This is a genomic window from Saccharopolyspora spinosa NRRL 18395 (assembly GCF_000194155.1).
Taxonomy (GTDB): Bacteria; Actinomycetota; Actinomycetes; order Mycobacteriales; family Pseudonocardiaceae; genus Saccharopolyspora; species Saccharopolyspora spinosa.
Genome location: NZ_GL877878.1, coordinates 744,296 through 767,020, shown reverse-complemented (window position 1 = coordinate 767,020; position 22,725 = coordinate 744,296). Strand labels below are relative to the sequence as shown.

Annotated in this window: 27 protein-coding genes; 14 read left to right on the top strand and 13 right to left on the bottom strand. The window is 66.4% G+C overall.

What is annotated here, in order from left to right:
• The first annotated feature begins 98 nt into the window (after nucleotides 1-98).
• From SSPN_RS0103830 to SSPN_RS0103815, 4 genes are all read left to right on the top strand, one after another.
• Nucleotides 99-2,570 carry a GcvT family protein gene (locus tag SSPN_RS0103830; RefSeq protein ID WP_010307197.1) on the top strand — a complete coding sequence of 824 codons (2,472 nt, stop codon included), beginning with the start codon at nucleotides 99-101 and terminating at the stop codon, nucleotides 2,568-2,570.
• A 321-nt stretch (nucleotides 2,571-2,891) separates the two neighbouring features.
• Complete coding sequence (locus tag SSPN_RS0103825) at nucleotides 2,892-4,088, top strand: glycine cleavage T C-terminal barrel domain-containing protein (protein ID WP_010307195.1); 1,197 nt, start codon at nucleotides 2,892-2,894, stop codon at nucleotides 4,086-4,088.
• Between the two features lie 37 nt (nucleotides 4,089-4,125).
• Nucleotides 4,126-4,968 carry a methylenetetrahydrofolate reductase gene (locus tag SSPN_RS0103820; protein WP_029534947.1) on the top strand — a complete coding sequence of 281 codons (843 nt, stop codon included), beginning with the start codon at nucleotides 4,126-4,128 and terminating at the stop codon, nucleotides 4,966-4,968.
• Complete coding sequence (locus SSPN_RS0103815) at nucleotides 4,965-6,662, top strand: formate--tetrahydrofolate ligase (protein ID WP_010307192.1); 1,698 nt, start codon at nucleotides 4,965-4,967, stop codon at nucleotides 6,660-6,662. Before SSPN_RS0103820 ends, SSPN_RS0103815 begins: the two co-directional genes overlap by 4 nt.
• A gap of 60 nt (nucleotides 6,663-6,722) precedes the next feature.
• On the opposite strand, the gene SSPN_RS0103810 is transcribed toward SSPN_RS0103815, so the two are convergent.
• The 3 genes from SSPN_RS0103810 to SSPN_RS0103800 form a co-directional block, all read right to left on the bottom strand.
• Nucleotides 6,723-6,920: a DUF397 domain-containing protein gene (locus SSPN_RS0103810; protein WP_049887572.1), complete on the bottom strand. Its 198-nt coding sequence runs from the start codon at nucleotides 6,918-6,920 to the stop codon at nucleotides 6,723-6,725.
• A 131-nt stretch (nucleotides 6,921-7,051) separates the two neighbouring features.
• The gene (locus SSPN_RS0103805; RefSeq protein ID WP_010307186.1) at nucleotides 7,052-7,264 is read right to left on the bottom strand and encodes a DUF397 domain-containing protein; all 213 of its coding nucleotides are present in this window, start codon (nucleotides 7,262-7,264) and stop codon (nucleotides 7,052-7,054) included.
• The gene (locus SSPN_RS0103800; protein WP_044572538.1) at nucleotides 7,261-8,118 is read right to left on the bottom strand and encodes a helix-turn-helix domain-containing protein; all 858 of its coding nucleotides are present in this window, start codon (nucleotides 8,116-8,118) and stop codon (nucleotides 7,261-7,263) included. The genes SSPN_RS0103805 and SSPN_RS0103800 overlap by 4 nt, the downstream gene beginning before the upstream one ends.
• 438 nt (nucleotides 8,119-8,556) lie before the next feature.
• Here SSPN_RS0103800 and SSPN_RS0103795 point away from each other — a divergent pair, with 438 nt between their 5' ends.
• Both SSPN_RS0103795 and SSPN_RS54250 read left to right on the top strand, forming a co-directional pair.
• A complete protein-coding gene (locus tag SSPN_RS0103795; protein WP_010307182.1) occupies nucleotides 8,557-8,895 on the top strand; it encodes a hypothetical protein in 339 nt (112 codons plus the stop codon).
• A 118-nt stretch (nucleotides 8,896-9,013) separates the two neighbouring features.
• On the top strand, nucleotides 9,014-9,328 hold the full coding sequence (locus SSPN_RS54250; protein WP_143539740.1) for a hypothetical protein: 315 nt from the start codon (nucleotides 9,014-9,016) through the stop codon (nucleotides 9,326-9,328).
• A 126-nt stretch (nucleotides 9,329-9,454) separates the two neighbouring features.
• Here SSPN_RS54250 and SSPN_RS0103790 read toward each other — a convergent pair whose 3' ends face one another.
• From SSPN_RS0103790 to SSPN_RS48615, 9 genes are all read right to left on the bottom strand, one after another.
• Nucleotides 9,455-10,033 carry a DUF3558 domain-containing protein gene (locus tag SSPN_RS0103790; protein ID WP_010307180.1) on the bottom strand — a complete coding sequence of 193 codons (579 nt, stop codon included), beginning with the start codon at nucleotides 10,031-10,033 and terminating at the stop codon, nucleotides 9,455-9,457.
• A complete protein-coding gene (locus tag SSPN_RS0103785) occupies nucleotides 10,030-10,359 on the bottom strand; it encodes a hypothetical protein (RefSeq protein ID WP_010307178.1) in 330 nt (109 codons plus the stop codon). Before SSPN_RS0103785 ends, SSPN_RS0103790 begins: the two co-directional genes overlap by 4 nt.
• Before the next feature lie 220 nt (nucleotides 10,360-10,579).
• The gene (locus SSPN_RS0103780) at nucleotides 10,580-11,860 is read right to left on the bottom strand and encodes a PPE domain-containing protein (protein WP_010307176.1); all 1,281 of its coding nucleotides are present in this window, start codon (nucleotides 11,858-11,860) and stop codon (nucleotides 10,580-10,582) included.
• A 20-nt stretch (nucleotides 11,861-11,880) separates the two neighbouring features.
• A complete protein-coding gene (locus tag SSPN_RS50335; protein WP_083821591.1) occupies nucleotides 11,881-12,456 on the bottom strand; it encodes a DUF3558 domain-containing protein in 576 nt (191 codons plus the stop codon).
• The gene (locus SSPN_RS42330; protein WP_237710440.1) at nucleotides 12,453-12,695 is read right to left on the bottom strand and encodes a hypothetical protein; all 243 of its coding nucleotides are present in this window, start codon (nucleotides 12,693-12,695) and stop codon (nucleotides 12,453-12,455) included. The genes SSPN_RS50335 and SSPN_RS42330 overlap by 4 nt, the downstream gene beginning before the upstream one ends.
• A 139-nt stretch (nucleotides 12,696-12,834) precedes the next feature.
• Entirely contained in the window at nucleotides 12,835-13,416 is a 582-nt protein-coding gene (locus SSPN_RS50330) for a DUF3558 domain-containing protein (RefSeq protein WP_083821590.1), read from the bottom strand.
• Complete coding sequence (locus tag SSPN_RS0103760; protein ID WP_010307168.1) at nucleotides 13,413-13,742, bottom strand: hypothetical protein; 330 nt, start codon at nucleotides 13,740-13,742, stop codon at nucleotides 13,413-13,415. The genes SSPN_RS50330 and SSPN_RS0103760 overlap by 4 nt, the downstream gene beginning before the upstream one ends.
• An 85-nt stretch (nucleotides 13,743-13,827) precedes the next feature.
• A complete protein-coding gene (locus tag SSPN_RS42325) occupies nucleotides 13,828-14,688 on the bottom strand; it encodes an ESX secretion-associated protein EspG (protein WP_010307165.1) in 861 nt (286 codons plus the stop codon).
• Between the two features lie 179 nt (nucleotides 14,689-14,867).
• On the bottom strand, nucleotides 14,868-16,064 hold the full coding sequence (locus SSPN_RS48615) for a hypothetical protein (protein WP_101377434.1): 1,197 nt from the start codon (nucleotides 16,062-16,064) through the stop codon (nucleotides 14,868-14,870).
• 427 nt (nucleotides 16,065-16,491) lie between these two features.
• Here SSPN_RS48615 and SSPN_RS54245 point away from each other — a divergent pair, with 427 nt between their 5' ends.
• The 5 genes from SSPN_RS54245 (at nucleotide 16,492) to SSPN_RS0103725 (ending at nucleotide 18,810) form a co-directional block, all read left to right on the top strand.
• Nucleotides 16,492-16,776 carry a hypothetical protein gene (locus SSPN_RS54245; protein ID WP_010307160.1) on the top strand — a complete coding sequence of 95 codons (285 nt, stop codon included), beginning with the start codon at nucleotides 16,492-16,494 and terminating at the stop codon, nucleotides 16,774-16,776.
• Nucleotides 16,733-16,972 (top strand): EndoU domain-containing protein, encoded by a 240-nt coding sequence (locus SSPN_RS62435; protein WP_010307158.1) that lies wholly within the window; start codon nucleotides 16,733-16,735, stop codon nucleotides 16,970-16,972. The genes SSPN_RS54245 and SSPN_RS62435 overlap by 44 nt, the downstream gene beginning before the upstream one ends.
• Before the next feature lie 26 nt (nucleotides 16,973-16,998).
• On the top strand, nucleotides 16,999-17,601 hold the full coding sequence (locus SSPN_RS0103735) for a hypothetical protein (RefSeq protein WP_010307155.1): 603 nt from the start codon (nucleotides 16,999-17,001) through the stop codon (nucleotides 17,599-17,601).
• 321 nt (nucleotides 17,602-17,922) lie between these two features.
• Entirely contained in the window at nucleotides 17,923-18,258 is a 336-nt protein-coding gene (locus SSPN_RS0103730) for a YnfA family protein (RefSeq protein WP_010307151.1), read from the top strand.
• A gap of 189 nt (nucleotides 18,259-18,447) precedes the next feature.
• The gene (locus tag SSPN_RS0103725; protein WP_010307145.1) at nucleotides 18,448-18,810 is read left to right on the top strand and encodes a hypothetical protein; all 363 of its coding nucleotides are present in this window, start codon (nucleotides 18,448-18,450) and stop codon (nucleotides 18,808-18,810) included.
• 54 nt (nucleotides 18,811-18,864) lie between these two features.
• On the opposite strand, the gene SSPN_RS0103720 is transcribed toward SSPN_RS0103725, so the two are convergent.
• On the bottom strand, nucleotides 18,865-19,209 hold the full coding sequence (locus SSPN_RS0103720; protein WP_010307142.1) for an ArsR/SmtB family transcription factor: 345 nt from the start codon (nucleotides 19,207-19,209) through the stop codon (nucleotides 18,865-18,867).
• Between the two features lie 98 nt (nucleotides 19,210-19,307).
• On the opposite strand from SSPN_RS0103720, the gene SSPN_RS0103715 reads away from it, so the two are divergent.
• The 3 genes from SSPN_RS0103715 (at nucleotide 19,308) to SSPN_RS50320 (ending at nucleotide 22,723) form a co-directional block, all read left to right on the top strand.
• On the top strand, nucleotides 19,308-21,206 hold the full coding sequence (locus SSPN_RS0103715; RefSeq protein WP_085982090.1) for a heavy metal translocating P-type ATPase: 1,899 nt from the start codon (nucleotides 19,308-19,310) through the stop codon (nucleotides 21,204-21,206).
• Between the two features lie 23 nt (nucleotides 21,207-21,229).
• Nucleotides 21,230-21,841 (top strand): hypothetical protein, encoded by a 612-nt coding sequence (locus tag SSPN_RS42315; RefSeq protein WP_010307131.1) that lies wholly within the window; start codon nucleotides 21,230-21,232, stop codon nucleotides 21,839-21,841.
• A 7-nt stretch (nucleotides 21,842-21,848) separates the two neighbouring features.
• A protein-coding gene (locus SSPN_RS50320) for an IS5 family transposase (protein WP_187764587.1) occupies nucleotides 21,849-22,723 on the top strand; the annotation gives its coding sequence in 2 pieces (ribosomal slippage) (nucleotides 21,849-22,239 and nucleotides 22,239-22,723; 876 coding nt in all).
• Nucleotides 22,724-22,725 lie beyond the last annotated feature (2 nt).

The following is a 22,725-nucleotide window of genomic DNA, read 5'->3' as shown; positions in this document are numbered from 1 at the left end:
CGAAATTGACTCGCACATGTCCTTGACGCGGCCCCGGGTCGAAGCGCAATGTTGCGTTTAACGCAGAGAGTTGTCGTAGGCGCAACAAGGCGGCAGCGATGGACCTGAGCGTGCAAGTTCTCGTCGTCGGGGCAGGCATCGTGGGATGCAGCACCGCGTACCACCTCGCGCGCCTCGGGATCACCGACGTCCTGGTCGTCGAGCAGGGCCCGCTGTTCGCCACCGGAGGCTCCAGTTCCCATGCGCCGGGCCTGGTTTTCCAGACCAACCCGTCGGAGACGATGAGCCGCCTGGCCGCCAGCACGGTCCAGTGCTACTCCGGGCTCGAGCTCGACGGGCAGCCCTGCTTCCACCAGGTCGGCGGGATCGAGGTCGCCGCGACGCCGCAACGCTGGGGCGACCTCAAGCGCAAGCTCGGGTTGGCCACCGCGTGGGGAATCCGCGGCGAGCTGCTCGACCCGCAGCAGGTGCACGACCGCATCCCGCAGGTCGACCCGTCGCGCATCCACGGCGGCCTGCACGTGCCCACCGACGGGATCGCCAAGCCGGTCCGTGCGGCGGAAGCCATGACCCGCGAAGCGAAGCGGCTCGGCGTGCGGTTCGCCGGTAACACCGAGGTGATCGGCTTCGACGTCCAAGGTGGAAAGGTCCGCGCCGTTCGCACCTCGCGGGGCGACGTGCCGGTGCAGACCGTGCTGTGCTGCGCGGGTATCTGGGGCCCGAAGATCGGCCGGCTGGCCGGGGTGTCGATCCCGGTGCAACCGCTGGCGCACCAGTACGCCGTGACCAGCCCGGTGCCGGGCCTGGAACCGGGCGCCGACGAGGTCCGGCAGCCGATCCTGCGGCACCAGGACAGCTCCATGTACTTCCGGCAGGTCCACGACCGCTACGGCATCGGCTCCTACCAGCACCGCGCGATTCCGGTGCACAGCAACGACCTGCTGCCCACCGCCGCGCCGGGTGCGGGCGCCGAGGCGCCGTCGGAGGGCGGTGGTTGGAAGGGCATGGCGTCCGTGCAGCCGTTCACCCCCGAAGACTTCGCCGGGCCGTGGGCGGACGCCCGCGAGCTGCTGCCCGCGCTGAAGCGCACCGAGATCGCCGAGGGCATGAACGGCCTGTTCCTGTTCACCGCCGACGGGATGCCGGTGCTGGGGCCGTCCAACGAGATCGACAACTTCTGGGTCGCCGAGGCCGTCTGGATCACTCACGCCGCCGGGGTCGGCCGCGCGATGGCGCAATGGCTGGCCGGCGAGGTGCCCGACGTCGACCTCCGGCAGGCCGATCTCCGCCGCTTTGAGGACTTCGCGCACAGTCCGTCCTATGTGGGCGAGCGCGGTGCGCAGAGCTTCCGCGAGGTCTACGACATCATCCACCCGCAGCAGCCGCCGGAGCACCCGCGCCCGCTGCGCACCAGCCCGTTCCACGACCGCCAGCGCGAGCTCGGCGCGGTGTTCCTGGAAGCCGCCGGCTGGGAGCGACCGCACTGGTACGAGAGCAACAAGCCCCTGGTCGACGGCCGGGAAATCGTCGAGCCCGGGCCGTGGGCGGGACGCTACTGGTCCCCGATCGTCGGTGCCGAACACCAGGCCACCCGTGAGCGAGTCGCGATGTACGACATGACTTCGCTTCCCCGAGCGGAAGTCCGCGGTCGCGGCGCGCTGGACCTGCTGCAGCGGCTGACCACCAACCAGCTCGACCGCCCGCCCGGCTACGTCACCTACACGCTGATGCTGGAACCGAACGCGGGCATCCGGGCCGACATCACGGTCGCCCGGCTGGGGCGCGACGCTTTCCAGGTCGGCTGCAACGGTCCGCGCGACATCGCCTGGCTGCGCCGGCACGCCGACGAGACCGTGCAGGTCCGCGACATCACCGGCGGAACCTGCTGCATCGGCCTGTGGGGCCCGCGGGCCCGGGACGTGCTCGCCGAGCTGGCCGACCGGGACGTCTCGCACGAGGCCTTCCGGTTCTTCCGCGCGAAGCGGTTGTACGTCGGCGAAGTTCCGGTGCTCGCACTGCGACTGTCCTATGTGGGCGAACTCGGCTGGGAGCTGTACTGCTCGGCGGAGTTCGGCCGGCGGCTGTGGGACCTGCTGGCCGCCGCCGGTGCCGAGCACGGCATCTTCCCCGGCGGTCGCGGCGCGTTCAACGGACTGCGCCTGGAAAAGGGATATCGAGCCTGGGGGGCGGACATGTGGAGCTTGCACGACCCCGATGAAGCCGGTCTGGCCTTCGCCGTGAAGGCCGACAAAGGCGAGTTCATCGGACGAGAGGCGCTGCTGCGGCGCCGGGAAAGCGGTCCGCGGCGGCGGCTGTGCTGTCTGACGATCGACGACGGCACCGTGTTGATGGGATCCGAGCCGGTGTTCGCCGACGGCACCCCCGTCGGTTTCACCACGAGCGCCGGTTATGGGCACAGCGTCGGAGCGAGCCTCGCCTACGCGTGGCTGCCGGCGGACCTGTCCGGTCCGGGCACCCCCGTGCGGGTGTCCTACTTCGACCAGCGACATCCGGCAACGGTCGTCGCTGACCCCGTGTTCGACCCCGAGATGAGCAGAATGCGCCGCTGATCGGCGCATTCCACCCCGCCAGACCTGCAGAACGCCCGGCCGAGGCGATCGGCCAGCGGTGTGGGTGCCGCCTACCTACCGGCACCCCGGACTTGAAGGAGCTCGCCGTTGAAATCGATGTCTTTGGAGCGGCGAAGCCGCTTAGCCCACCCTCGCACCCGGCACCGCCGCGGGTTCTCAGGTGGTGTCTCGCGAGGACAGCCCCGACGTGGCGTATTGGACATACACGAGTCGGGGATCCCACAGCGAGACGCCGCCTGAGGTTCCGCCACCCGCACCGCCAAGCAAACCGACCACGAACCAGTCAGGGAGGAACCAGCCATGAGCATCAACCCGAACCCCGGCGTCCTGCTCTACCCGCGCCTGCGCAAGTCGCCGTTCTTCTACGCGTCGCGGCGGCACGGCGTCGGCCTCTACAGCGTGTACAACCACACCTACCACGCCCGCCACTACGGCGACCCGATCGGCGAATACTGGGCGCTGCTGGAAGGCGTGACGTTGTGGGACGTCGGCGTGGAGCGCCAAGTGGAGATCACCGGACCCGACGCGTTCGAGTTCACCAACATGCTGGTGCCCCGCGACCTGACCAAATGCAAGGTCGGGCAGTGCAAGTACGTGTTCGTCACGGCGGAGGACGGCGGCATCATCAACGACCCGGTGCTGCTGCGGCTCGGCGAAAACCACTTCTGGCTTTCGCTGGCCGACAGCGACGTGCTGCTGTGGGCGAAGGGCCTGGCGCACAACCTCGGGATGGACGTGCAGATCCGGGAGCCGGACGTCGGCCCCGTGCAGGTCCAGGGGCCGAAGTCGCGGGACGTGATGGTCGACCTGTTCGGCGAGTCCATCCTGGACGTGCCCTACTACTACGCCGTCGACCGCGAGCTGGACGGCATGCAGGTGGTGGTGTCGCGCACCGGCTACACCGCCGAACTCGGCTACGAGATCTACCTGCACAACGCCAGCCGCGACGGCGTGAAGCTGTGGGACACCATCTGGGAGGCGGGGAAACCGCACGACCTCAAGGTGATCGGGCCCTGCCACATCCGGCGCATCGAGGCCGGCATCCTGTCCTGGGGCTGCGACATCACCTACGACACCAACCCGTTCGAGGTGGGCTACGGCTTCGAGACGACCTGGATGGTCGACCTGGACCAGGAGGCCGACTTCATCGGCAAGGCGGCCCTGCGGCGGATCAAGAGCGAGGGCATCAGCCGCAAGCTGGTCGGCGTGGAGATCGGCGGCCCGAGCGTGGGCTCGTTCAACGACGGCGAGATGATCGACACCTTCGCCGTGCACGACCCGCACGGCCTGCGCATCGGCGAGGTCACCTCGGCCTGCTACTCGCCGCGGCTGGAGCGCAACATCGGCTACGCGATGGTGCCGATCGCCTACCACGAGCTGGGCACGGAACTGGTGGTGGACACCCAGCACGGCCCGCAGGAAGCGGTGGTCGTGGAGAAGCCGTTCCTGGACCCCACCAAGGACATCCCAAAACGACTGATCCGCGCGACGGCGTGACGGACTGATCAGGCACGGACGAGAGGTGGTGATCGCGATGAACGCCAACGCCGAGCAACTGGAGCAGTACCTGATGAACGCAAGGTTCGAGGTGCTGCCGCTGCGCGGCGCGGTCGAGCAGGCCGAACAGCTGCCGCCGGGGACTACCGTGACCATCACGGCGTCCCCGTCCAAGGGCACCGAAGCGACGCTGGACGTCGCGGCCCAGCTGCTGGGCCGCGGCCTGCACGCGGTGCCGCACCTGGCCGCCCGGCTGATCGCCGACACCGCGCACCTGACGGCCCTGCTGGATCGCGTGGACGCGTTGGGGTTGTCCGAGGTCTTCGTGGTGGCCGGGGATCCTCCCCAGCCCCGTGGCGAATTCCCGGACGCGTTGGCGCTGCTTCGCGCGATGGACGAGCTGGGGCGGCGGCCCGCACGGGTGGGCATCACCGGTTATCCCGAGCGGCACGCGTTCATCTCCGACGCGTCGACCATCCGCGCGATGACCGAAAAGTCGCGCTACGCCGACTACGTCGTCTCGCAGATCTGCTACGACCCGCACACCGTGGCGTCCTGGGTGAAGGACGTGCGCGCCCGCGGCCTGGCACTGCCGATCTACATCGGGGTGCCGGGCGTGGTGGACGCCCACAAGCTGCTGCGGATCTCGCTGAAGATCGGGCTGGGCGACTCGATGCGCTTCCTGCGCAAGCAGCACGGCGTGGTGTCGAAGCTGCTCACCCGCTACACGCCGGAGGAGCTGTTCGACGGGCTGTCCCCCTACCTCGTCGACACCACCTGCGGCATCGCGGGCTGGCACTTCTTCACCTTCAACGAGATCGCGAAGACGGTGCAATGGCGCCACGACCTGGTCGCCAGACTCCGGGAGGTCCCAGCATGAGCATTCCGTCCGATTTGGACATCTCGCGCGCCACCGCGCTCCTGCCGCTGGAGGACGTCGCAGCGCAGTTGGGCATTGGCGCGCACCTGCTCGAACCCTACGGGCGCAGCGCCGCGAAGATCTCGCTCGAAGCGCTCGACGAGCTGCCCGTGCAACCGACCGCCCGCTACGTCGTGGTCTCGGCGATCACACCCACCCCGCTGGGCGAAGGCAAGACGACCACGACAGTAGGGCTGGGCCAAGCCCTGCGGCACCTCGGCAAACGGTCCGCGGTGGCGATCCGGCAGCCGTCGATGGGCCCGACGTTCGGCATCAAGGGCGGCGCCGCCGGCGGCGGGTACAGCCAGGTGGTGCCGATGGAGGCGCTGAACCTGCACCTCACCGGCGACATGCACGCGGTCACGGCGGCACACAACCTGCTGGCCGCGATGCTGGAAAACCACCTGCACCGGGGGAATTCGCTGGGCATCGACCCGCACCGGATCACCTGGCGGCGGGTGCTGGACGTCAACGACCGGGACCTGCGCAACATCGTCACCGGCCTCGGCGGTCAACTCGACGGCACGCCGCGGCAGACCGGTTTCGACATCACCGCGGCCAGCGAGGTGATGGCGGTGCTGGCACTTTCCACATCGCTGCAGGACATGCGGCGGCGGCTGGGCCGGATCGTGGTGGGCTACACCCGCGACGGCGAGCCGGTCAGCGCCGAGCAGCTGCGGGCGGCCGGGGCGATGGCGGTGATCATGCGCGAGGCGATCAAACCGAACCTGATGCAGACCACCGAGAACACACCGGTGCTGGTGCACGCGGGACCGTTCGGCAATATCGCGCACGGCAACTCGTCGGTGGTGGCCGACCGCATCGCCAGCCGGTGCGCGGACTACGTGGTCACCGAGGCCGGGTTCGGGGCCGACATGGGCGCGGAGCGGTTCTTCAACATCAAGTGCCGCACCTCCGGCCTGCGCCCGGACGCGGCGGTGCTGGTGGCAACGGTGCGCGCGCTGAAGGCGCACTCCGGCCGGTACAAGGTGGTGGCGGGCAAGCCGCTGCCTGCGGCGATGCTGGCCGAGAACCCCGACGACGTGCTGGCCGGGGCGGCGAACCTGCGCAAGCAGATCGACAACATCCGGCTGCACGGGGTGTCGCCGGTGGTCGCGATCAACGCGTTCCCGACCGACTACTCCAGCGAGCACGAGGCGATCCGCCAGGTCGCCGAGGCAGAAGGCGCGCGCGTCGCGACCAGCAACCACTTCCTGGAGGGCGGCAAGGGCGCGCTGGAGCTGGCCGAAGCGGTGGTCGCGGCGGCTGAGGAACCGACCGCGTTCCAGCTGCTCTACCCGGATTCGGCGGACCTGCGGGCGAAGATCGAAACCATCGCGACCAAGGTATACGGCGCGGCAGGGGTGTCGTACCTTCCTGCGGCGGCCCGCGCCCTGGACAGCTACGAGGCCAACGGCTTCGGGAACCTCCCGGTGTGCATCGCCAAGACCCACCTGTCGCTGAGCTCGGACCCGACCCTGCTCGGTGCCCCGACGGGCTGGACCCTCCCGGTCCGGGAGGTCCGGGCCTCGGTGGGAGCGGGCTTCATCTACCCGATCTGCGGGGAGATGCGGACGATGCCGGGCCTGGGCTCCCATCCGGCGGCGGAATCGATCGACATCGACGACCACGGCCAGATCACCGGCCTCAGCTAAGCGGTCAGGGCTCGTGAGTGACTGTTCCGGTCCTTACTGGCACAACCACTCACGAGCACTTCAGCCGTCCAAGCGACCGGACTTGATGCTGCAGATGAACCCCGCGAACACCTTTCGAGACAAGACCATGATCGGAGACGAATCGCCGAGCTTGCTGTCACGGACCAGGGCGGTATCCATCATGTTCGTGGCGACCTCAACGCAGTTGCCTGCCTGAGCACTGCGGCTGGATTTGCGCCATAAGGGTGTCGGGCTCACGTCTCTCACTCCTTCGAACCGGTGTGCGCATCCGCGATGCTACCCAGCAGACGCCTCGACTCCTTGGCCGAAAGAGCTTGCGCTTGGAGAGTGCCGAACAACCGCGAAAGCTCTGCCACCACGACCCCACGTCAGCCGTCCAAGCGACCCGACTTGACCGAACGGATCATCGCGGTGAACGCGGCTGGCGGGAACAGCAACGCGGGCCCCGTCGGGTTCTTCGAGTCTCGGACAGCGGCGAACTCCGCAGTGGCACCGACCTCAACGCACTGCGACCCTTGCTGACTGCGGCTGCTCTTGCGCCACCGAATCGGTAAGTCGGATGCCCTCTCAACGTGGCTCACGTCAACTCCCTCTGTACCTTGCGGATGAACGCCAGCGACTTTATCGGCTCCAGCGCGGCGCTGGTCAGATGATGGAAGTTCGTCTTCATCCTGCGTACCTGCGCCGACTTCTCGGGATAGACGTTACCCGCAGCGCAGTCCACGTAGCCGATCTCGGGATCGGTGGGCTCGGAGAACTCGACAAGCGTGAACGAACCGCTCGCGGCAACATGCTCGCCTGCGATGAAGGGCAAGATCTGAATCGTTACGTTGGTGCTTTCGCACAACGTGAGCAGGTGTTTGAGTTGTTCGCGCATGACCTCTGGGCCACCCACACGCCTGCGGAACACCGCTTCGTCAAGCACGGCCCAAACCGTGAGTGGATCATCTTTTCGCGTCAGCGCTTGTCGTCGTGCCATCCGCAAGCCGACGAGCCGCTCCAACTCACCGTTGGGTCTGCCGGGATCCTCTGCGCGAAGCCAGGCTCGGGCGTAGTTCTCCGTCTGGAGCAACCCGTGCATGATCGAAGTTTCGAAGACGAGGAGGGATGCGGCTGCCTCTTCAACGCTGAGGTACAGGTCGAAGTCCGTTGGTAGGACGTCGTCGAACTGCTGCCACCACCCGCTTTGCTCCGCCGCCTGAGCGAGTTGCAGAACCTTGCTCCGTGTCTTGCCGTCGGCGTTGTAGGCGTCCAGCAGCGCGCGAACATCCTTCAGGAGCACCACGTTGTGGCCGGTTTCAAGCCGCGAGAGCTTCGCGGTAGACATGCTTGCGCGCTGCCTGGCCTGCTCGTTGCTGAGTCCAGCACCGAGGCGCAACGTCTTCAGCACGCCGCCCAATCGGCGTCGTCCCATCGTCGGGGCTACCCCGGCCATGACACCTCCTGCGTTGTGTGACGGCGACCAGTCTCCCCGGTGATCGATCAACTGCCAACTAGCGACACAACCCTATCGATGGACTTACACCAGGATTGTTTCAGTGTAACTTACACTTTGTCGATCACGTGATCATCAGTTTCGAAGTTGCACCCCGTAAGGGAACATGCTGAAAGCCGAGGCAGGCGCGATGACCACTAAGCACGCCATGAACCGCCACTACTGGCTGCCGACCCCAAAAGCAGGCGATATCGGCGGAACACGCCACGCCTTCCGCGGGGCGCGCTGGGAAGGACAGCCTTCCGAAACGACCGTTTGCGGACAGGAAGTGGCGATGGCCAAACCCTCCGAAATGGACTGGTGCGTCTTTCCAACATGCCTTCGCTGCAACGAAATTCTCCGCGCAGAGCAGTGCACTGAACCAGGAAGGCGTGAACCTTGAGCGCGTCGAGCGTCGCATCCGTTCTCACCGTCGTTCCGGTCGCCATCTGGTACATCTGCCACTACTGGGCGTATCGCCCGCAGCATGCTGGCGGCGGCGAAGGGGCGCTGACGGTTCGGTACCTGACCATGCGCGTCGAGGCCGAGACCAGCAGCGGCGGCCGACATCGACTACGCGAACCTTTGCGGCCGCGCGGCGAGATGGCCGACGACTTCGCCGACGCCAAAACCAGAGTGCTGCCGATGATCGAGCGTGAACTACCGGTCGATCACGAGGACTTCGCGCCGCATCCGGTAACACTACGGCGAATCCTCGCCGGACCGCTGCGCATGTAGACCCGGCGGGGGCACCGCGCATCGTTTCCCCCTCCCAGGCCGGTGTCCTCGCCGATCCCGCGTGCCCGAACCCCGCCCCTTCCCCAAGCGGCGCTCGGGCACCCTGGATGGCCGGGCGGTGTATCACCTCCCCGATGTCCCCCGGCATTGCCCGGCCATCCACCCCAACCGGTCCACGAACAACCTCGAGGAAGAGGAAACCTTGCCAGGCGTTGATATTCCGCCGGGATACTGGGCAGCGTTCGGCTACCACAACCACGTCCTGCCAGCCCGACCGCGATACCGCGAAGACGGCAAGCTGACCGCACTGTGCGGCGTGCTCACGCTGCCCAGTGAGGCGCCCAAAAAGGATAACCGGCCGGCGTGTTCATGGTGCTCCGAAGAAGTACAAACTGGACAGATAAGGATCGTGCCCAAGCCGGATGCGGGGTGAAAGGGGGCTGGCCGCGGCTTCCCGAGGGGGATGGGAAGCCGCGGCCAGCATGTGGTGTCTTCGGCAAGAAGAGTTCCACGCCGAACAACCAACCGAAAAGCTCCATGTCCCCCACCGACTCCCATCTCACGCCGAAGGAACGTTCTCCAGCACCAAACCCGCGATCCTGTCGGCCATCGCACACGGGTCCGCATACTCCGGATTCCCACGCCCCTCGGAACCCGCCGTGAAATGAACCGTCAGGGTCTGGGTGTCCGACACGCCGACCGTCGCGCTACAGCGAATGTCGTTAATACCACCATGAACCAGCTGGTAACCGTTTACAGCCCCAGTGGGTTTCCCCTCTCCGTCACCCCAGATCTTTGCCGTGTACTTCAGCCCCTGCCCCTGCTCTGTGTCCGGGGCAACTGTCATGGAGAACTGCTGGTTGCGCCATTCACAGGATGGCTGGCCCCATTCGGACTCTCCGTGCTTGACATCACCTGCGCGGAGAAGCTGCACCTGCGCGGATGTCAACAGCTCGCACGGATCGGAGACCGCGGCTAGGTTCCTGGGCCGCTCGATGTAGAACGGATCCGTCGCAGCGGAGGTGGTCTTCAGGCTGGGAGTCGGGGTCTGCGGTGGAGATTCGGAGCAACCGGCTAGCCCAAAGACGAGCAGGCCGGCCGCAGTGATCAGGGTGGTGCGTGGCGTGTGCACGGTCATGCCATCCAGGTCTCGTTGTCGATGCGCTTGTGCTCGTCGATTGCCTTCTGCACAGCGGCCTTGAAGCCGTCGATCCAGTCGATCATTCCCTGAGCCGTGTCGAACAGGCTTCGCTCACCGCCCTGAGCACGCTCACCGAGTTGCCTGAAGACCTCAACGGTCACATCGTCTCCAAACGGCGGCATGATCCGAGAAAGTTCATACGCGACATCCTGCGCTGCCTCGTACTTCTCCCGCACGCCGTCGAGCTCGGCTAGGAGTTCGGGTGCGCGGTCGAGGTCGACGTAGAGAGCCTGGTGACCGCTGACGCTTACCGACTCGCTCACTGGCTCATCCTTCCTAAGAGCGACTGTGTGGCGTGCTCACGCTGCCCAGTGAAGCGTCCAAAAAGGATAACCGGCTGCGTGTTCATGGTGCGCTGAAGAAGTCCAAACTGGACGGACGAAGATCGTGCCCAAACCGGATGCGGGGTGAAAGGTGGCTGGCCGCGGCTTCCCGAGGAGGATGGGAGGCCGCGGCCAGCTTGTGGCGAAAGGTGACCTGCGATCACGGGGCGCCCTTCTCCGGAGGGCGAGGGGGTTTGCCCTCCGGATTCTGGGCGGCCCAGTCACCAAACACGGGCGGGGCCGTCTTCGGCAAGCCCAGCTCCTCCCACGCATCATCGGTGGGGGCCAAGTACTTGTTCACATGCTCTTTGTCCTCGTCCTCACGCTTGCCGCGCCCAGTACCCGCGCCACCAGCAGCAGCACCGGCACCGCCTCGCGTGGTCACGTTGTCACCGGCAGCGGCGCCACCCGGCGTCGAGCCGCCCCCGCCGGACGAGCCACCGGGGCTCAGCACACTGCCACCCAAACCGCCGACTCCTCGGCCAGGTCCGGTGCCACCGCCGACTCGGCCAGCGACGCCCGGGCCGCTGGTGCTGGCCCTTGAGATCACCGCATCACCAACGAACCCTCCCCCACCAACGCCAGGAGATGTCGGCACACCAGTACCGGGCAGCGGCGGGGTGGTGCCCGCTGCGGGAGGCATGGCCCACACCGAACCGGATTCTGCTGGCGATTGCGGAACCGGGGACATCGACTGTCCATTCGGGACGATCGGTTGACCTGGCGTACGTGACGGCACTTCGGTGGGCGAACCGGTACGATCGCTCGACGGCTGCCCGGTGCTCGCAGGGGTTGTGGTGGTCGCGCCGGTGTAACCCGGGTTCGGGTCGACCTTGTGCACCGGCGCGGTGTCCGCAGGGGCGACGTCGGCGGTGAACGTCGGCGGCGGATCGAACCGCTGCACCGTGTTCGCCCGGTCGTTGCTGGCCTGGGTGTAGGTCTCGTACTGCTGCCGCGCCTGCGCCTCGACCTGGTCATGGTGTTCCTCGTGCGCAGCACGCACCTCGGTCTTGAACCCGTAGGCGATCGGGTTGACGTAGTCGGTCCACCCGATGTTGTCCGGCGGCACCTGATACGGCGGCGGGAAGGCGTACTTGAAGTCCGCCGAACCCTGGGCCTGCTGCTCCACCGCCGCCCCGACCTGCGCGGCTACCTCGATGGATTGCCGGGTGGCCTGCGACAACGGTGTCACCGCGTCCTTGGCCTGCTCGCCGGCGGCACCCTGCATGACGACGTCGAACTTCTTCAGCGCCCGATCCAGATCCCCGTCGGCCGCACCGAACGCGGCGCTGACCCGATCCCGCCAGTTCGCCGCCGCCCGCGACGCCGCAGCCACCCCCGGCCCGGACTCAACCTCGCCGTAGACCTTCGGATGATCGAACTCCGCCTGCGCCTGCCCCGGAATCTCCCGGGTGCCGAACAACCAACCGAAAAGCTCCATGTCCCCCACCGACTCCCATCTCACGCCGAAGGAACGTTCTCCAGCACCAAACCCGCGATCTTGTCGGCCATCGAACACGGATCCGCATACTCCGGATTCCAACGCCCATCGGAACCGGTTTGGAAATTCACTAGGAGCAGCTCTTTGTCCGATGTTCCGACGAAGGTGCCACATGAGCCGCCGGACACGCCATAGTGCACCGCAGGGTAGCCGCTGACATTCGCGTTCGGATTCCCATTGTCGCCGGCGGTTTTCGCCATCCAACGAAGCCCTTGGCCCTGCACAGTGTCGGGCGAGATCTTGACTTCGAACAGCTGATTACGCCACTTACAGGCTCCTTGCCCCCACTCCGACTGGCCCGGCTCAGCACTGCCTGCCCTAAGCTGCTGCACTTGCGTGGACGTCAGGAACTGACATGGGTCGGACACGGCAGCGAGGTTCTTGGGCTGCTCGATGTGGAGCGGATCCTCGACAGCTGAGCTGGTCTGCGGGCTAGGAACTGGCTTTTCCAATGCAGGTGCGGTGCAGCCGACCAGTCCGAGGGTGAACAAGCTTGCTACTGCTAGGAGAGTGGTGCGTTTGGTATGCACGGTCATGCCATCCAGGTCTCGTTGTCGATGCGTTTGTGCTCGTCGATCGCTTTCTGCACGGCGGCCTTGAAACCGTCAATCCAGTCGATCATTCCCTGCGCGGTGCCGTAGAGACATCCCTCACCGCCCTGAGCGCGTTCCCCGAGCTTCTGGAAGACCGCAATCGTCACGTCATCCCCAAATGGCGGCATGATGGTCGCCAGCTCAGTCGCCATATCCCGTGTCGTCGTGTACTTCTCCCGCATGCCGTCGAGCTCAGCCAGGAGTTCGGGTGCGCGGTCGAGGTCGACTTCGGATGATCGAACTCCGCCTGCGCCTGCCCCGGAATCTCCCGGGTGCCGAACAACCAACCGAAAAGCTCCATGTCCCCCACCTACCCCCATCTCACACCGAAGGAATGTTCTCCAGCACCAAACCCGCGATCCTGTCGGCCATCGCACACGGATCCGCATACTCCGGATTGCCCTTGCCCTCACTGCCTGTCTGGAAGTTCACCAGGAACAGTTCCTTGTCGGATGTCCCGACGTAGGTTCCACAAGACCCAGAACTGATGCCGTAATGGACCGCTGGATACCCGTTGACCTCGGCGTTCGGGTTGCCGTTCCCATCTCCAGCGGTCTTCGCCATCCAGCGCAGCCCTTGGCCTTGGACAGTGTCTGGAGCGATGTTGATCCGCAGTTGCTGGTTCCGCCATGTGCACTCCGCTTGCCCCCACTGGGACTGTCCCGACTCCGGAGTTCCCGCGTTGAGGTGCTGCAATTGTGCAGGCGTCAGAAGCTGACAAGGGTCCGCAATCGCTCGAAGGCTTTTCGGTTTGTCGATGTGCAGCGGATCCCTCGCAGCGGAAGTCGCCTCGCCGTTGGCGGTTGGTTCAGGGGTACCGGGTGGCGCGGCGCAACCCGCCAAGCCAACCGTCAGAAGACTCGCTGTCACCGCAAGGGTGGCGCGCGTGGTGTGCACGGTCATCCCATCCGATTCTCTTCGTCGATGCGCTTGTGCTCATCAATTGCTTTTTGCACAGCGGCCTGAAAATCGATGATCCACTGGATCATGCCTTGGGCCGTGTCATAAAGGCTGCCTTCGCCACCTTGAGCACGTTCGCCAAGCTTCCTGAAGACCTCGACGGTCACGTCGTCAACGAACGGCGGCGTGATATTCGCCAGCTGCGTGGCTATGTCACGCGCTACCTCGTACTTCTCCCGCACGCCGTCGAGCTCGGCTAGGAGTTCGGGTGCGCGGTCGAGGTCGACGTAGAACGCCTGGTGACCGCTGACGCTTACCGGCTCGCTCACAGGCTCGTCCTTCCCAAGACCGATCCTGCGTCCGCGCGTGATCGTGTCATAGCTCACTGTGACGGTGGGCAAAACCAGCAGAGAACTACCCGGATCGCCGAGGCCGCCGAGCGTCGCGGACCTGCTGGTGCAGCTCGTCGCGGTAGGTGCGCAGCGCCACGGCCAGCGTCCTGTTGCTCGCTGGGGTGACCAGGATTTGCTCTCCGCGAGGCGGCTGCGGGATCTGCGCGACTCGCCCCGACGGGCTGTGGTGCACCGTGATCGCCCACGGAGCCAGCCGAGGCGTGCCATCGGATTCGTGGATGCCGACGTTGAACTGCCCGGTCGCGCGATCCGCGAGCTTCGAAAGCCTGCCGACCGCCGTGGCGTCCTCCGTCGAGACGCCGGCCTGCCCAAGCTCGTAGGCGATCCAATCCCCTTGGTCCGCCTTGTGATTCTCCGCCTCCAACCCGGCCGCATGCAGTACCGCCGTCGGTAACCGCACCTCCCGCCCGGACGCAGGAACGACCTCCGGCAGGCTGGCCACGAGCGCCTGCTCAGCGGAATCCGGCCGCACCTCGTCGATCCACACCCGATCACCCCGAAGCAGCAGCCGAAACGCCAACCCCTCGCTGACCGTCACGATCACCCGTGTCTCCGCCTCATCAGGCGAAGCGAGATACAGATAACCGAACGACTGACCGTGGACCAGCGCGGAAACGATCTCATACCACCGATCGTTCAACCGCCCGCCAGGCTCAATCCACCCCCTGGAACGCACCCGGTCCTCGGCTGCCAGCACAGTCGCCCGGGGATCCTCAGGCTGGTTGAGCCCGCTCCCCTGAGCGAACACGAACACTGGCACGTCGAACTTCCGCCGAGCCTCCGCCACCGACACCGAACCGGCCTCGTGACGTGCCTTCTCGTGCCGCACAATCGCGCCGAATTCCCAAAAGCTGCACTCCACCCCAGAACCCCCACGGCGACACTTCTTGACGATCTCGCGGACCGTCGAGGAAGATACTCGACTGCCACGCGAGACCCGAGCCACAACAGGGTTCTATCACCCGATTAGCCGGGCTACAGAACACGATCGGCGAAATGTTCCCGCAGCACAGCGACGGCCGCCCAGCGAACTCCGCGTCGCTACCTGGTCTTGCCGAGAAGTTCGGCGAGGCGGTCGCCGACGGTGGTGATGCTGGGGGTCGGCTCTTGGTCAAAGTAGGACTTCTTGTGGCGGCGCAGGAGTTTCTCGCCATCACGCGGCCAGGAGAATCCGGGTTTGCTTAGCAAGGCACGGAAAACCGGGTCGGCACCGTCGGGATGGCGTTGCACCAGGCGGCGGATTGCCAGCGGGGACACCGACTCGTCGTGCAGGTACTCGCGCAAATGGGCAATGCGGGTACGGTCGCTGGCAAGCGAGGGATCGGCGAACAGGGCGTCCAGTCGGCCGAAATCACGGTAGAAGTTGAGTCCTTCAACCTCGTCGTAGATCAGCGCGACGCTCTCGGCTTCGAGTAGGTCCTCGGGCCAGCGTGTCAACTCGTCAAGCGTGACACCGGTGGTCGGCTTGGCGAACTTACCCGCAGGCTTTGCTGTGGCCTCGCGTATCCGGCGGTAGTGCTCACGCAAGGTCGCCTGGGCTTGCGCTGGGGGCAACACCAAAACGTCGGAGCCGACCAGATCGACGAAATTCGCGCGCTGCTCGGCCTGGATCTCCCAGGACCGCCGCAGCAGGGCAGGGTTGCGGCGAAGCGCCCCCGGACGGGTGATCAGCTTCTGCGCAGCGGACTGGGCAATCTGCCGACGCGCTGACTTTGGGAAACAGACGAAGTGCCCGCTGACCAGCCAGGCGTCGCAGGAAGGGTGGACCGGCACGATCCGGCCGACGACGAACATCCCCTTGCGCAGCTTCGCGAACACACCGCGCCCCATGTTGGAGTAGACCCGGTAGACCAGGTCGTCAAAGAGGTTGTGCAGCAGGACGGCGTCCCCGTCGAACTGGCGGACCTCGAAAAACGCCTCGATGACGTCGCGCCAGCCAAGCACCATTTCTTGCTCGACGTCGGACAGCCGCGGTCGCCGCTGCGCGATAAATCGCTCGGGGAGGGTACGACCGCCTGCCAGCCGGTCCTGCAGTGCGAAATGGTCGATGACCCACACGGCCGTTTCCTCGCTCAGGTAACCATGTCCATCAGCGGCTTCGGCAAACCGCGCGTCCAACTGCCTGGCGAAGCGACGGCTTTGAGCGAACTTGACCAGTTCGCCTTTGAGATCTGCGGAACGAGCAACCAGATCGTCGATCGAAATGGGCTCGGTGGACAAAGAGGTCTCCGTGGTCATCATTAAGACCTTATCGGATCGCGTCAATCGCGGATGCCGGGACAACGACTCGGCCAGGGCGGCTCCGACCTGCGGACAGCGACGACGCCATCGGGCTGCCGGCCGGTTCCACCGCGTTCGGCCTGTTCATGATCGCGACCGCGGCCTTCGGCGCGCATCGGTCGCGGTAGCGTTCCGCCGCGACGCCAGCTGAGTGATCTCCTCGGAGTGAGGGGCACCTTTCACCTCGAACGCACTCGTCACGTTTCGCCGCTGGTCAGGGCCGACGTGGATGATCTTGTCGCGTAGCTTGCTACACGTTGTGCGACTTGGGATCGACAACGGCCCGGCCGGCACTTGGCGTGCGCCGTGCGCTGTGCTCATGAGTTGAGAGAGCATGCTCATGGGCTATGGCCGTGCCCTGCGTACTCCTGGCCGGTGGGTTGCGATGTACCGCGACCCCGATACCCGTAAGTGCGCACGCGTCCCGGAAGGGCTGGACTACTACCCGACCAAGCATGCGGCCAAGCTTGCCGGGGATGTCTACGAACGTCGCCTGCGCAGCCTGTACAGCGGGCTGGGGGTTGAGGTGGCCGTGGAGCGCAGTGTGCCGACGCTGGCGTCGTACGGGCCGGATGCCATCCGCCGGATGCCGAATATCAAGGCGCGCACGATGACTACGTACCTCAGTGCGGTGCGGATGGGACGAGGACAAGATCATCAATACCATTGAGGAGGTAGCCAAGAACCCGGACCGCCCGCCAGTCATGTCGGATCAGAGTGGGAACTACAAGTTCAGCGGAACCAGGGACGGCGTGGAGATCGAGGGTTATGTAACCCCGGATGGACAGATCCAAACCGGCTACCCAGTGCGTGGCAAGGGCGTCGTTCAGAACGATGAGTTCGGCAACCCGCACCCAGTACCCTGAAGCGAGTGAGTGGAGACAGAACGACAATGGATGCTGTCAAGCTGAACGAGGCGGTACGCGAGCTGCTGGAGAAACTCGCCGATCGCCTCCCGCAGCGTCGATTGGTCTCGTACCGCGCTCTGGGCGAAGCCGGCGAGTCGGCGTCGTTGCTCAACGAAATCTGCAAGATGCTGGTCAATCGCCACACCGAAGTGACACCGGCAGAGAAGGAGACGCTGACCCGACTGCTTGATGTGGTCCCCACCGACACCGGCGACTACGACTACATCCGCAACCGTGACCAGACGCTGGCTGCGATCCAGGTCGCCGATCAGCCGCGGGTCGTCACCCATGACGACCTGCGCAAACTCAGCGCGGATTCACATGCCCTTCTGGAACGGCTGGCCGATCGCCTCCCGCCTGACCGGTTGGAGGAGTACCGCACGCTGAGCCGCGTTGGTGAATGGGGAATGTTGGTCAACTTGTTGTCTGCGAGCCTAGTCACCCGGCAGATCCCGGTGAATCCTCCTGAACGGGATGCACTGGCCGCTCTGCTGAACTGGTTCCGCCCGGCCACGGTTGCTGACCTCGAATACATCCGCGACCGTGAGAACACGCTTGCCTCGCTGAACCTCACCGACCAGCCTTGAGCCCGTTCGGCGTTCGCCCATGTCATTGTCCTCCGCAGCGAGAACCCCCGGCGCGCCTCTGCGCCGGGGGTTCTCGCTGAACGGGGCGTCCATGTTTGTGATCTTGTGTGTAGCAGCCGTGTAGCAGGAACTCAGGGGCAAAGCCCTTACCAGCACAATAGATACCTATCAACCACCGACCGAGTGCTGGACTAAGCAGAGTCTACAGATCCCCTGTGACCAGCACAAAAAGCGTTTGCGCAGCGTACGCCGGCGCGTTTTAAAGTGAGGGGCACCTCTCTCCGCACCGGGGCGCTTGGGGCTCGGTTTACCGTGGAGCTCATGTCCTTGTTGCGTTCCGTGGTTTTGTTCGTGCTGGCCGCCGTTGCCGAGATCGGTGGGGCTTGGCTCGTTTGGCAGGGGGTTCGGGAGCAGCGCGGCCTGCTGTGGATCGGCGCCGGCGTTATCGCGCTCGGCATTTACGGATTCGTCGCCACCTTCCAGCCCGATGCTCACTTCGGGCGGATCCTCGCCGCATACGGCGGGGTGTTCGTAGCCGGGTCGCTGCTCTGGGGCGTTTTCGTCGACGGGTTCCGGCCCGATCGTTGGGACATCATCGGGGCGCTGATCTGCCTGGTCGGCGTCGCCGTGATCATGTACGCACCTCGTTCGGCTTGACCGGTCCGCTCGCAGCCGAACTGTCCAAACACGACCGCCCCGCGCCACGCGGACCCGACCTACGACCTGCGCACCGTGCTCGACCGCCATGCCTCATAACTCACACGAGTGGGGCCGTTTGTTTCCAAGCTTGCTCACTCGCACGAGGCATCATGGTGGCGATGCCTCGACACGCAGAAAAGGGACGGCATGAGTACCCCGGAGCACCCGCTCGAAACCCTCTACCAGGCCCGCGAAGCGCTCCAGGCCGCAGTCAGCGCAGTCGAGAAGCAGACGCCGGCACAGGTCAGCGACGACCTGGGCTGCTATGGCGTGGTGAATCACTCGATCCTCTACGAATGCCGGTCACTGGTCCACGCTCTGGCCGAGAAGGTCCACGACGTGAGCCGCCCGCCGGTGCGCGAGGCCTACGGCGAGCTGTGCGAGGCAATCGCCGTGTTCGACCAGCTAATCGCGATCGCCCAGAGCAACGAGTCGACCATCAACGACCTGCGCCACGACGCGCGGAATAGCCGGCAACCCGCCGTGCCACGTCAGCCAGGCACGGCGTGAGCTGGTTGCCCCTGCCCGTTGTGACTGGGGCGGTTTTCCCGTCGATCGAGCGTGTCAGTCGGAGATGCCGAGACGCAGGTGCTCGATGTGGTAGACGGCTTCGTCGAGGAGTTGGGCGACGTGGTTGTCGTACAGCGAGTAGACCACGCTGCGGCCGGAGCGGTTGCCGACGACCAGCCCAAGCGAGCGCAGCAGCCGCAACTGGTGCGAGACCGCGGACTGCTCCATGCCGACGGCCTCCGCCAGTTCGCCCACCGCCATCGCGCGCTGGCGCAGTTCGCTGAGTATCAGCAGCCTCGACGGCGTGGCCAGGGCCTGCAGCGTCTCGGCGACCGAGGCCGCCGACGCCGCGTCCAGCCGCGCGGCGGGCGTGACCTCGCGATTGACTACGTGACCCATGCCCGGCATTCTAACTACCGGGACATATGAATAACTGATCACACATTCATGTATCGTGCTCGCCCGGACCGCTAACCGACGCCGGAAGGGTGCTCGCGATGACCACCGCCACAGACCGCACGACCCCGCCGATACCCGCGCCGCCGAAGACCCGGCGCGGCCTGTTCGCGCTGCCGGAGGCACGCTGGGCCGCCGCTGCGCTGGTGGCGTTCCTGCTCGGCCTCGCCGTGCAGCTGACCGGCGGCCCGGCCGGGCTCTACTGGGCGCTCTACCTGGCCTGCTACGCGACCGGCGGCTGGGAACCGTGCCTGGCCGGACTGCAGGCGCTGCGCGAGAAGACCCTGGACGTCGACCTGCTGATGATCGTCGCGGCCATCGGCGCCGCCGCGATCGGGCAGATCACCGACGGCGCGCTGCTGATCGTCATCTTCGCCACCTCGGGTGCCCTGGAGGCCTACGCCACCGCCCGCACCGAGGACTCCGTGCGCAGCCTGCTCGACCTCGCTCCGGAGACCGCAGTGCGGGTGCGCGATGGCGTCGAGGAGACCGTCGACACGGCGAAGCTGCAGGTCGGCAACGTTATCGTGGTTCGCCCCGGCGAGCGGATCGGCGCCGACGGCGAGGTCCTCGACGGCGCGAGCGACGTCGACCAGGCGACCATCACCGGCGAGCCGCTGCCGGTGGCGAAGCAGCCGGGCGACGAGGTGTTCGCGGGCACCCTCAACGGCACCGGCGCGCTGCGGGTGCGCGTCGCGAAGGACGCCTCGGAATCGGTGATCGCGCGCATCGTGGCACTGGTCGCCGAGGCAGGCGAGACGAAGGCGCCGACGCAGCTGTTCATCGAGAAGGTCGAGCAGCGGTACTCGATCGGCGTCGTGGTGGCGACGCTCGCGGTCTTCGCGATCCCCCTGCTGCTCGGCGACGACCTGCAGAGCGCCCTGCTGCGCGCGATGACGTTCATGATCGTCGCCTCGCCGTGCGCCGTGGTGCTGGCCACGATGCCGCCCCTGCTGTCCGCGATCGCCAACGCCGGGCGGCACGGCGTGCTGGTGAAGTCGGCCGTGGTGATGGAACGGCTCGGCGAGGTCGAGCGGGTCGCGCTGGACAAGACCGGCACCCTCACCGAAGGCACGCCGCGCGTGGTGCGGATCGACGCACCCGAGGGCTGGGCGACCGACGAGCTCCTCGCGCTGGCCGCAGGCGCTGAGCACCTCAGCGAGCACCCGCTGGCACGCGCGATCGTGGCCGCCGCGCACGAGAGGGAACTCACCATTGCACACGCCGTGGACTTCCACGCCACCCCGGGGCACGGCGTTTCGGCCACTGTGGACGGACGCGCGGTGGAGGTAACCAGCCCGCGCGACTCCGATTTCGCCGCCGGCCTGGAGGCTGCGGGCCACACCGCGGTGCTCGTGACCGTCGACGGCGTGCCCGCCGGAGTCCTCGGGATCGCCGACCGGCTGCGCCCGGATGCCGCCGAAGCGGTGCGGGCGCTGCGGGAACTTACCGGTTCGGAACCGGTGCTGCTCACCGGTGACAACAAGCGGGCGGCCGCGCAGGTCGCCGCCGAAGTCGGCATCGACGACGTGCGCGCCGCACTCCTGCCTGCGGACAAGGTTGCGGCGGTGCGGGAATCCGGGCAGCGGACGATGGTGCTGGGCGACGGCGTCAACGACGCGCCCGCGCTGGCCGCCGCGCACTGCGGGGTGGCGATGGGTCGCACCGGCTCCGACCTGACGCTGCAAACGGCGGACGTGGTGATCGTCCGCGACGAACTGGCCGCCGTGCCGAAGGTCGTGGACCTGTCCCGCCGCGCCCGCCGCCTGGTCAAGCAGAACCTGGTCATCGCGGGCACCTTCATCACCGTCCTCGTGGTGTGGGACCTGGTCGGACACCTGCCGCTGCCGCTGGGCGTGGCGGGCCACGAGGGTTCGACGATCATCGTGGGCCTCAACGGCCTGCGCCTGCTCGGCGAACACGCCTGGCGACGCCGCTGACCGGTCGCGGCTATCGTTGCCGCATGGCGACTTCCTGGGGCGACGGCGAACGCTCGCGCTTCGAAAGCGTCCGGCTCCAGCGACGCGTGCTGGTCGTCGTGGACAACGTCGTGGCGATGACGCGGCTGCTCGACGTGGTGGACCTGTTCGAAGGGGACTTCCGGGTCGCACTCGACTTCGTCTGGAACACCGACGATCCGCAGTCGAACGGGCTGGCGGAGCTGTTCGCCGCCAAAGGGGTCTTCCCCGTAAAGGCGGGCTTGTCCCGGGAGTACGAGCTCGCCATCACGGCAGGCCACAGTGGACTCCTCGATGTGAGACCGCCGATTCTTTCGCTGCCACACGGAATTCGGTACACTAAGATCGTTCCGGAAGCCCGGAAGCCCGGAAGCCCGGAAGCCTTCGGCCTGTCGCCTGAGCTGCTGCTCGCCGACGGCCGTCCGATCCCGTCGGCGATCGTGCTCACGCACGACGAGCAGCTCGCGCGGCTGCGCGCCTCGGCACCGCAGGCCGCCGAGGTAGCGGTCGTCACCGGCGATCCCTGCTACGACCGGCTCCGCGCCAGCATCCCGTGGCGGCTGCGCTACCGCCTGGCGCTAGGGCCTGTTTCAGAAGTTGATCTGGGTTTGAGATGATCTTCGTGTGGGTCGAGGTGATCTGACGAACGAGCAGTGGGCGAAGATGGAACCGTTGCTGCCCAAGGGTAAGAAGTCGGGCCGCCCGCCCAAGCATCCGAAACGGCAGCTGATCAACGGTATCCGGTTCCGGGTGCGCACGGGTGTGCAGTGGCGTGACCTGCCGGAGCGATACGGCCCGTGGCAGACCGTGTATGGGCTGTTCCGGCGCTGGCAGCGCGACGGGACCTGGAAGCGAATCCTGACGCGGCTGCAAGCCCAGGCCGACGCCGAAGGCCTGATCACCTGGGATGTCAGCGTGGATTCCACTGTCGCTCGCGCGCACCAGCACGCCGCCGGTGCGCGAAAAAAGGGGCTGAACAGCGGGAACCGCCGGGCGGGGTTGACACCGAACCGGATGATCACGGAATCGGCCGGTCGCGGGGCGGGCTGACCACCAAGCTGCATATGGCCACTGAGCAGGGTCAGAAGCCGTTGTCGCTGGTGGTCACGGCGGGGCAGCGGGGTGACTCGCCGCAGTTCCAGCCGGTCTTGGAGCGGATCAGCGTGCCCCGCACTGGTCGGGGCCGGGCGCGGACACGTCCGGACCGGGTGCTGGGCGACAAGGCGTACGGTTCGCGCGCCAATCGCTCGTACCTGCGGCGACGGGGCATTCGGTGCACCATTCCCGAGAAAGCGGACCAGATCCGTCACCGCAAGAACCGAGGTTCGCGCGGTGGTCGCCGGCCGGCGTTCGACACGGAGATCTACAAGCAGCGTCATGCCGTGGAATGCGGAATCAACCGGCTCAAGCGGAACCGGGCCGTGGCCACCCGGTACGACAAACTCGCTGTCCGTTACGAGGCCACGGTGGTCATCGCGTCTATCAACGAGTGGCTCTGACA

Coding starts and splice junctions, on each gene's coding strand:
- SSPN_RS0103815 (WP_010307192.1), top strand. CDS start 4,965: ATGAGCATTCCGTCCGATTTGGACATCTCGCGCGCCACCGCGCTCCTG.
- SSPN_RS42330 (WP_237710440.1), bottom strand. CDS start 12,695: ATGCGGGAGAAGTACACGACGACACGGGATATGGCGACTGAGCTGGCG.
- SSPN_RS50335 (WP_083821591.1), bottom strand. CDS start 12,456: ATGACCGTGCATACCAAACGCACCACTCTCCTAGCAGTAGCAAGCTTG.
- SSPN_RS48615 (WP_101377434.1), bottom strand. CDS start 16,064: ATGACCACGGAGACCTCTTTGTCCACCGAGCCCATTTCGATCGACGAT.
- SSPN_RS0103800 (WP_044572538.1), bottom strand. CDS start 8,118: ATGGCCGGGGTAGCCCCGACGATGGGACGACGCCGATTGGGCGGCGTG.
- SSPN_RS0103790 (WP_010307180.1), bottom strand. CDS start 10,033: ATGACCGTGCACACGCCACGCACCACCCTGATCACTGCGGCCGGCCTG.
- SSPN_RS50330 (WP_083821590.1), bottom strand. CDS start 13,416: ATGACCGTGCACACCACGCGCGCCACCCTTGCGGTGACAGCGAGTCTT.
- SSPN_RS0103825 (WP_010307195.1), top strand. CDS start 2,892: ATGAGCATCAACCCGAACCCCGGCGTCCTGCTCTACCCGCGCCTGCGC.
- SSPN_RS0103735 (WP_010307155.1), top strand. CDS start 16,999: ATGGATGCTGTCAAGCTGAACGAGGCGGTACGCGAGCTGCTGGAGAAA.
- SSPN_RS0103725 (WP_010307145.1), top strand. CDS start 18,448: ATGAGTACCCCGGAGCACCCGCTCGAAACCCTCTACCAGGCCCGCGAA.
- SSPN_RS0103720 (WP_010307142.1), bottom strand. CDS start 19,209: ATGGGTCACGTAGTCAATCGCGAGGTCACGCCCGCCGCGCGGCTGGAC.
- SSPN_RS0103715 (WP_085982090.1), top strand. CDS start 19,308: ATGACCACCGCCACAGACCGCACGACCCCGCCGATACCCGCGCCGCCG.
- SSPN_RS42315 (WP_010307131.1), top strand. CDS start 21,230: ATGGCGACTTCCTGGGGCGACGGCGAACGCTCGCGCTTCGAAAGCGTC.
- SSPN_RS0103730 (WP_010307151.1), top strand. CDS start 17,923: ATGTCCTTGTTGCGTTCCGTGGTTTTGTTCGTGCTGGCCGCCGTTGCC.
- SSPN_RS0103830 (WP_010307197.1), top strand. CDS start 99: ATGGACCTGAGCGTGCAAGTTCTCGTCGTCGGGGCAGGCATCGTGGGA.
- SSPN_RS0103820 (WP_029534947.1), top strand. CDS start 4,126: ATGAACGCCAACGCCGAGCAACTGGAGCAGTACCTGATGAACGCAAGG.
- SSPN_RS54245 (WP_010307160.1), top strand. CDS start 16,492: ATGTACCGCGACCCCGATACCCGTAAGTGCGCACGCGTCCCGGAAGGG.
- SSPN_RS0103780 (WP_010307176.1), bottom strand. CDS start 11,860: ATGGAGCTTTTCGGTTGGTTGTTCGGCACCCGGGAGATTCCGGGGCAG.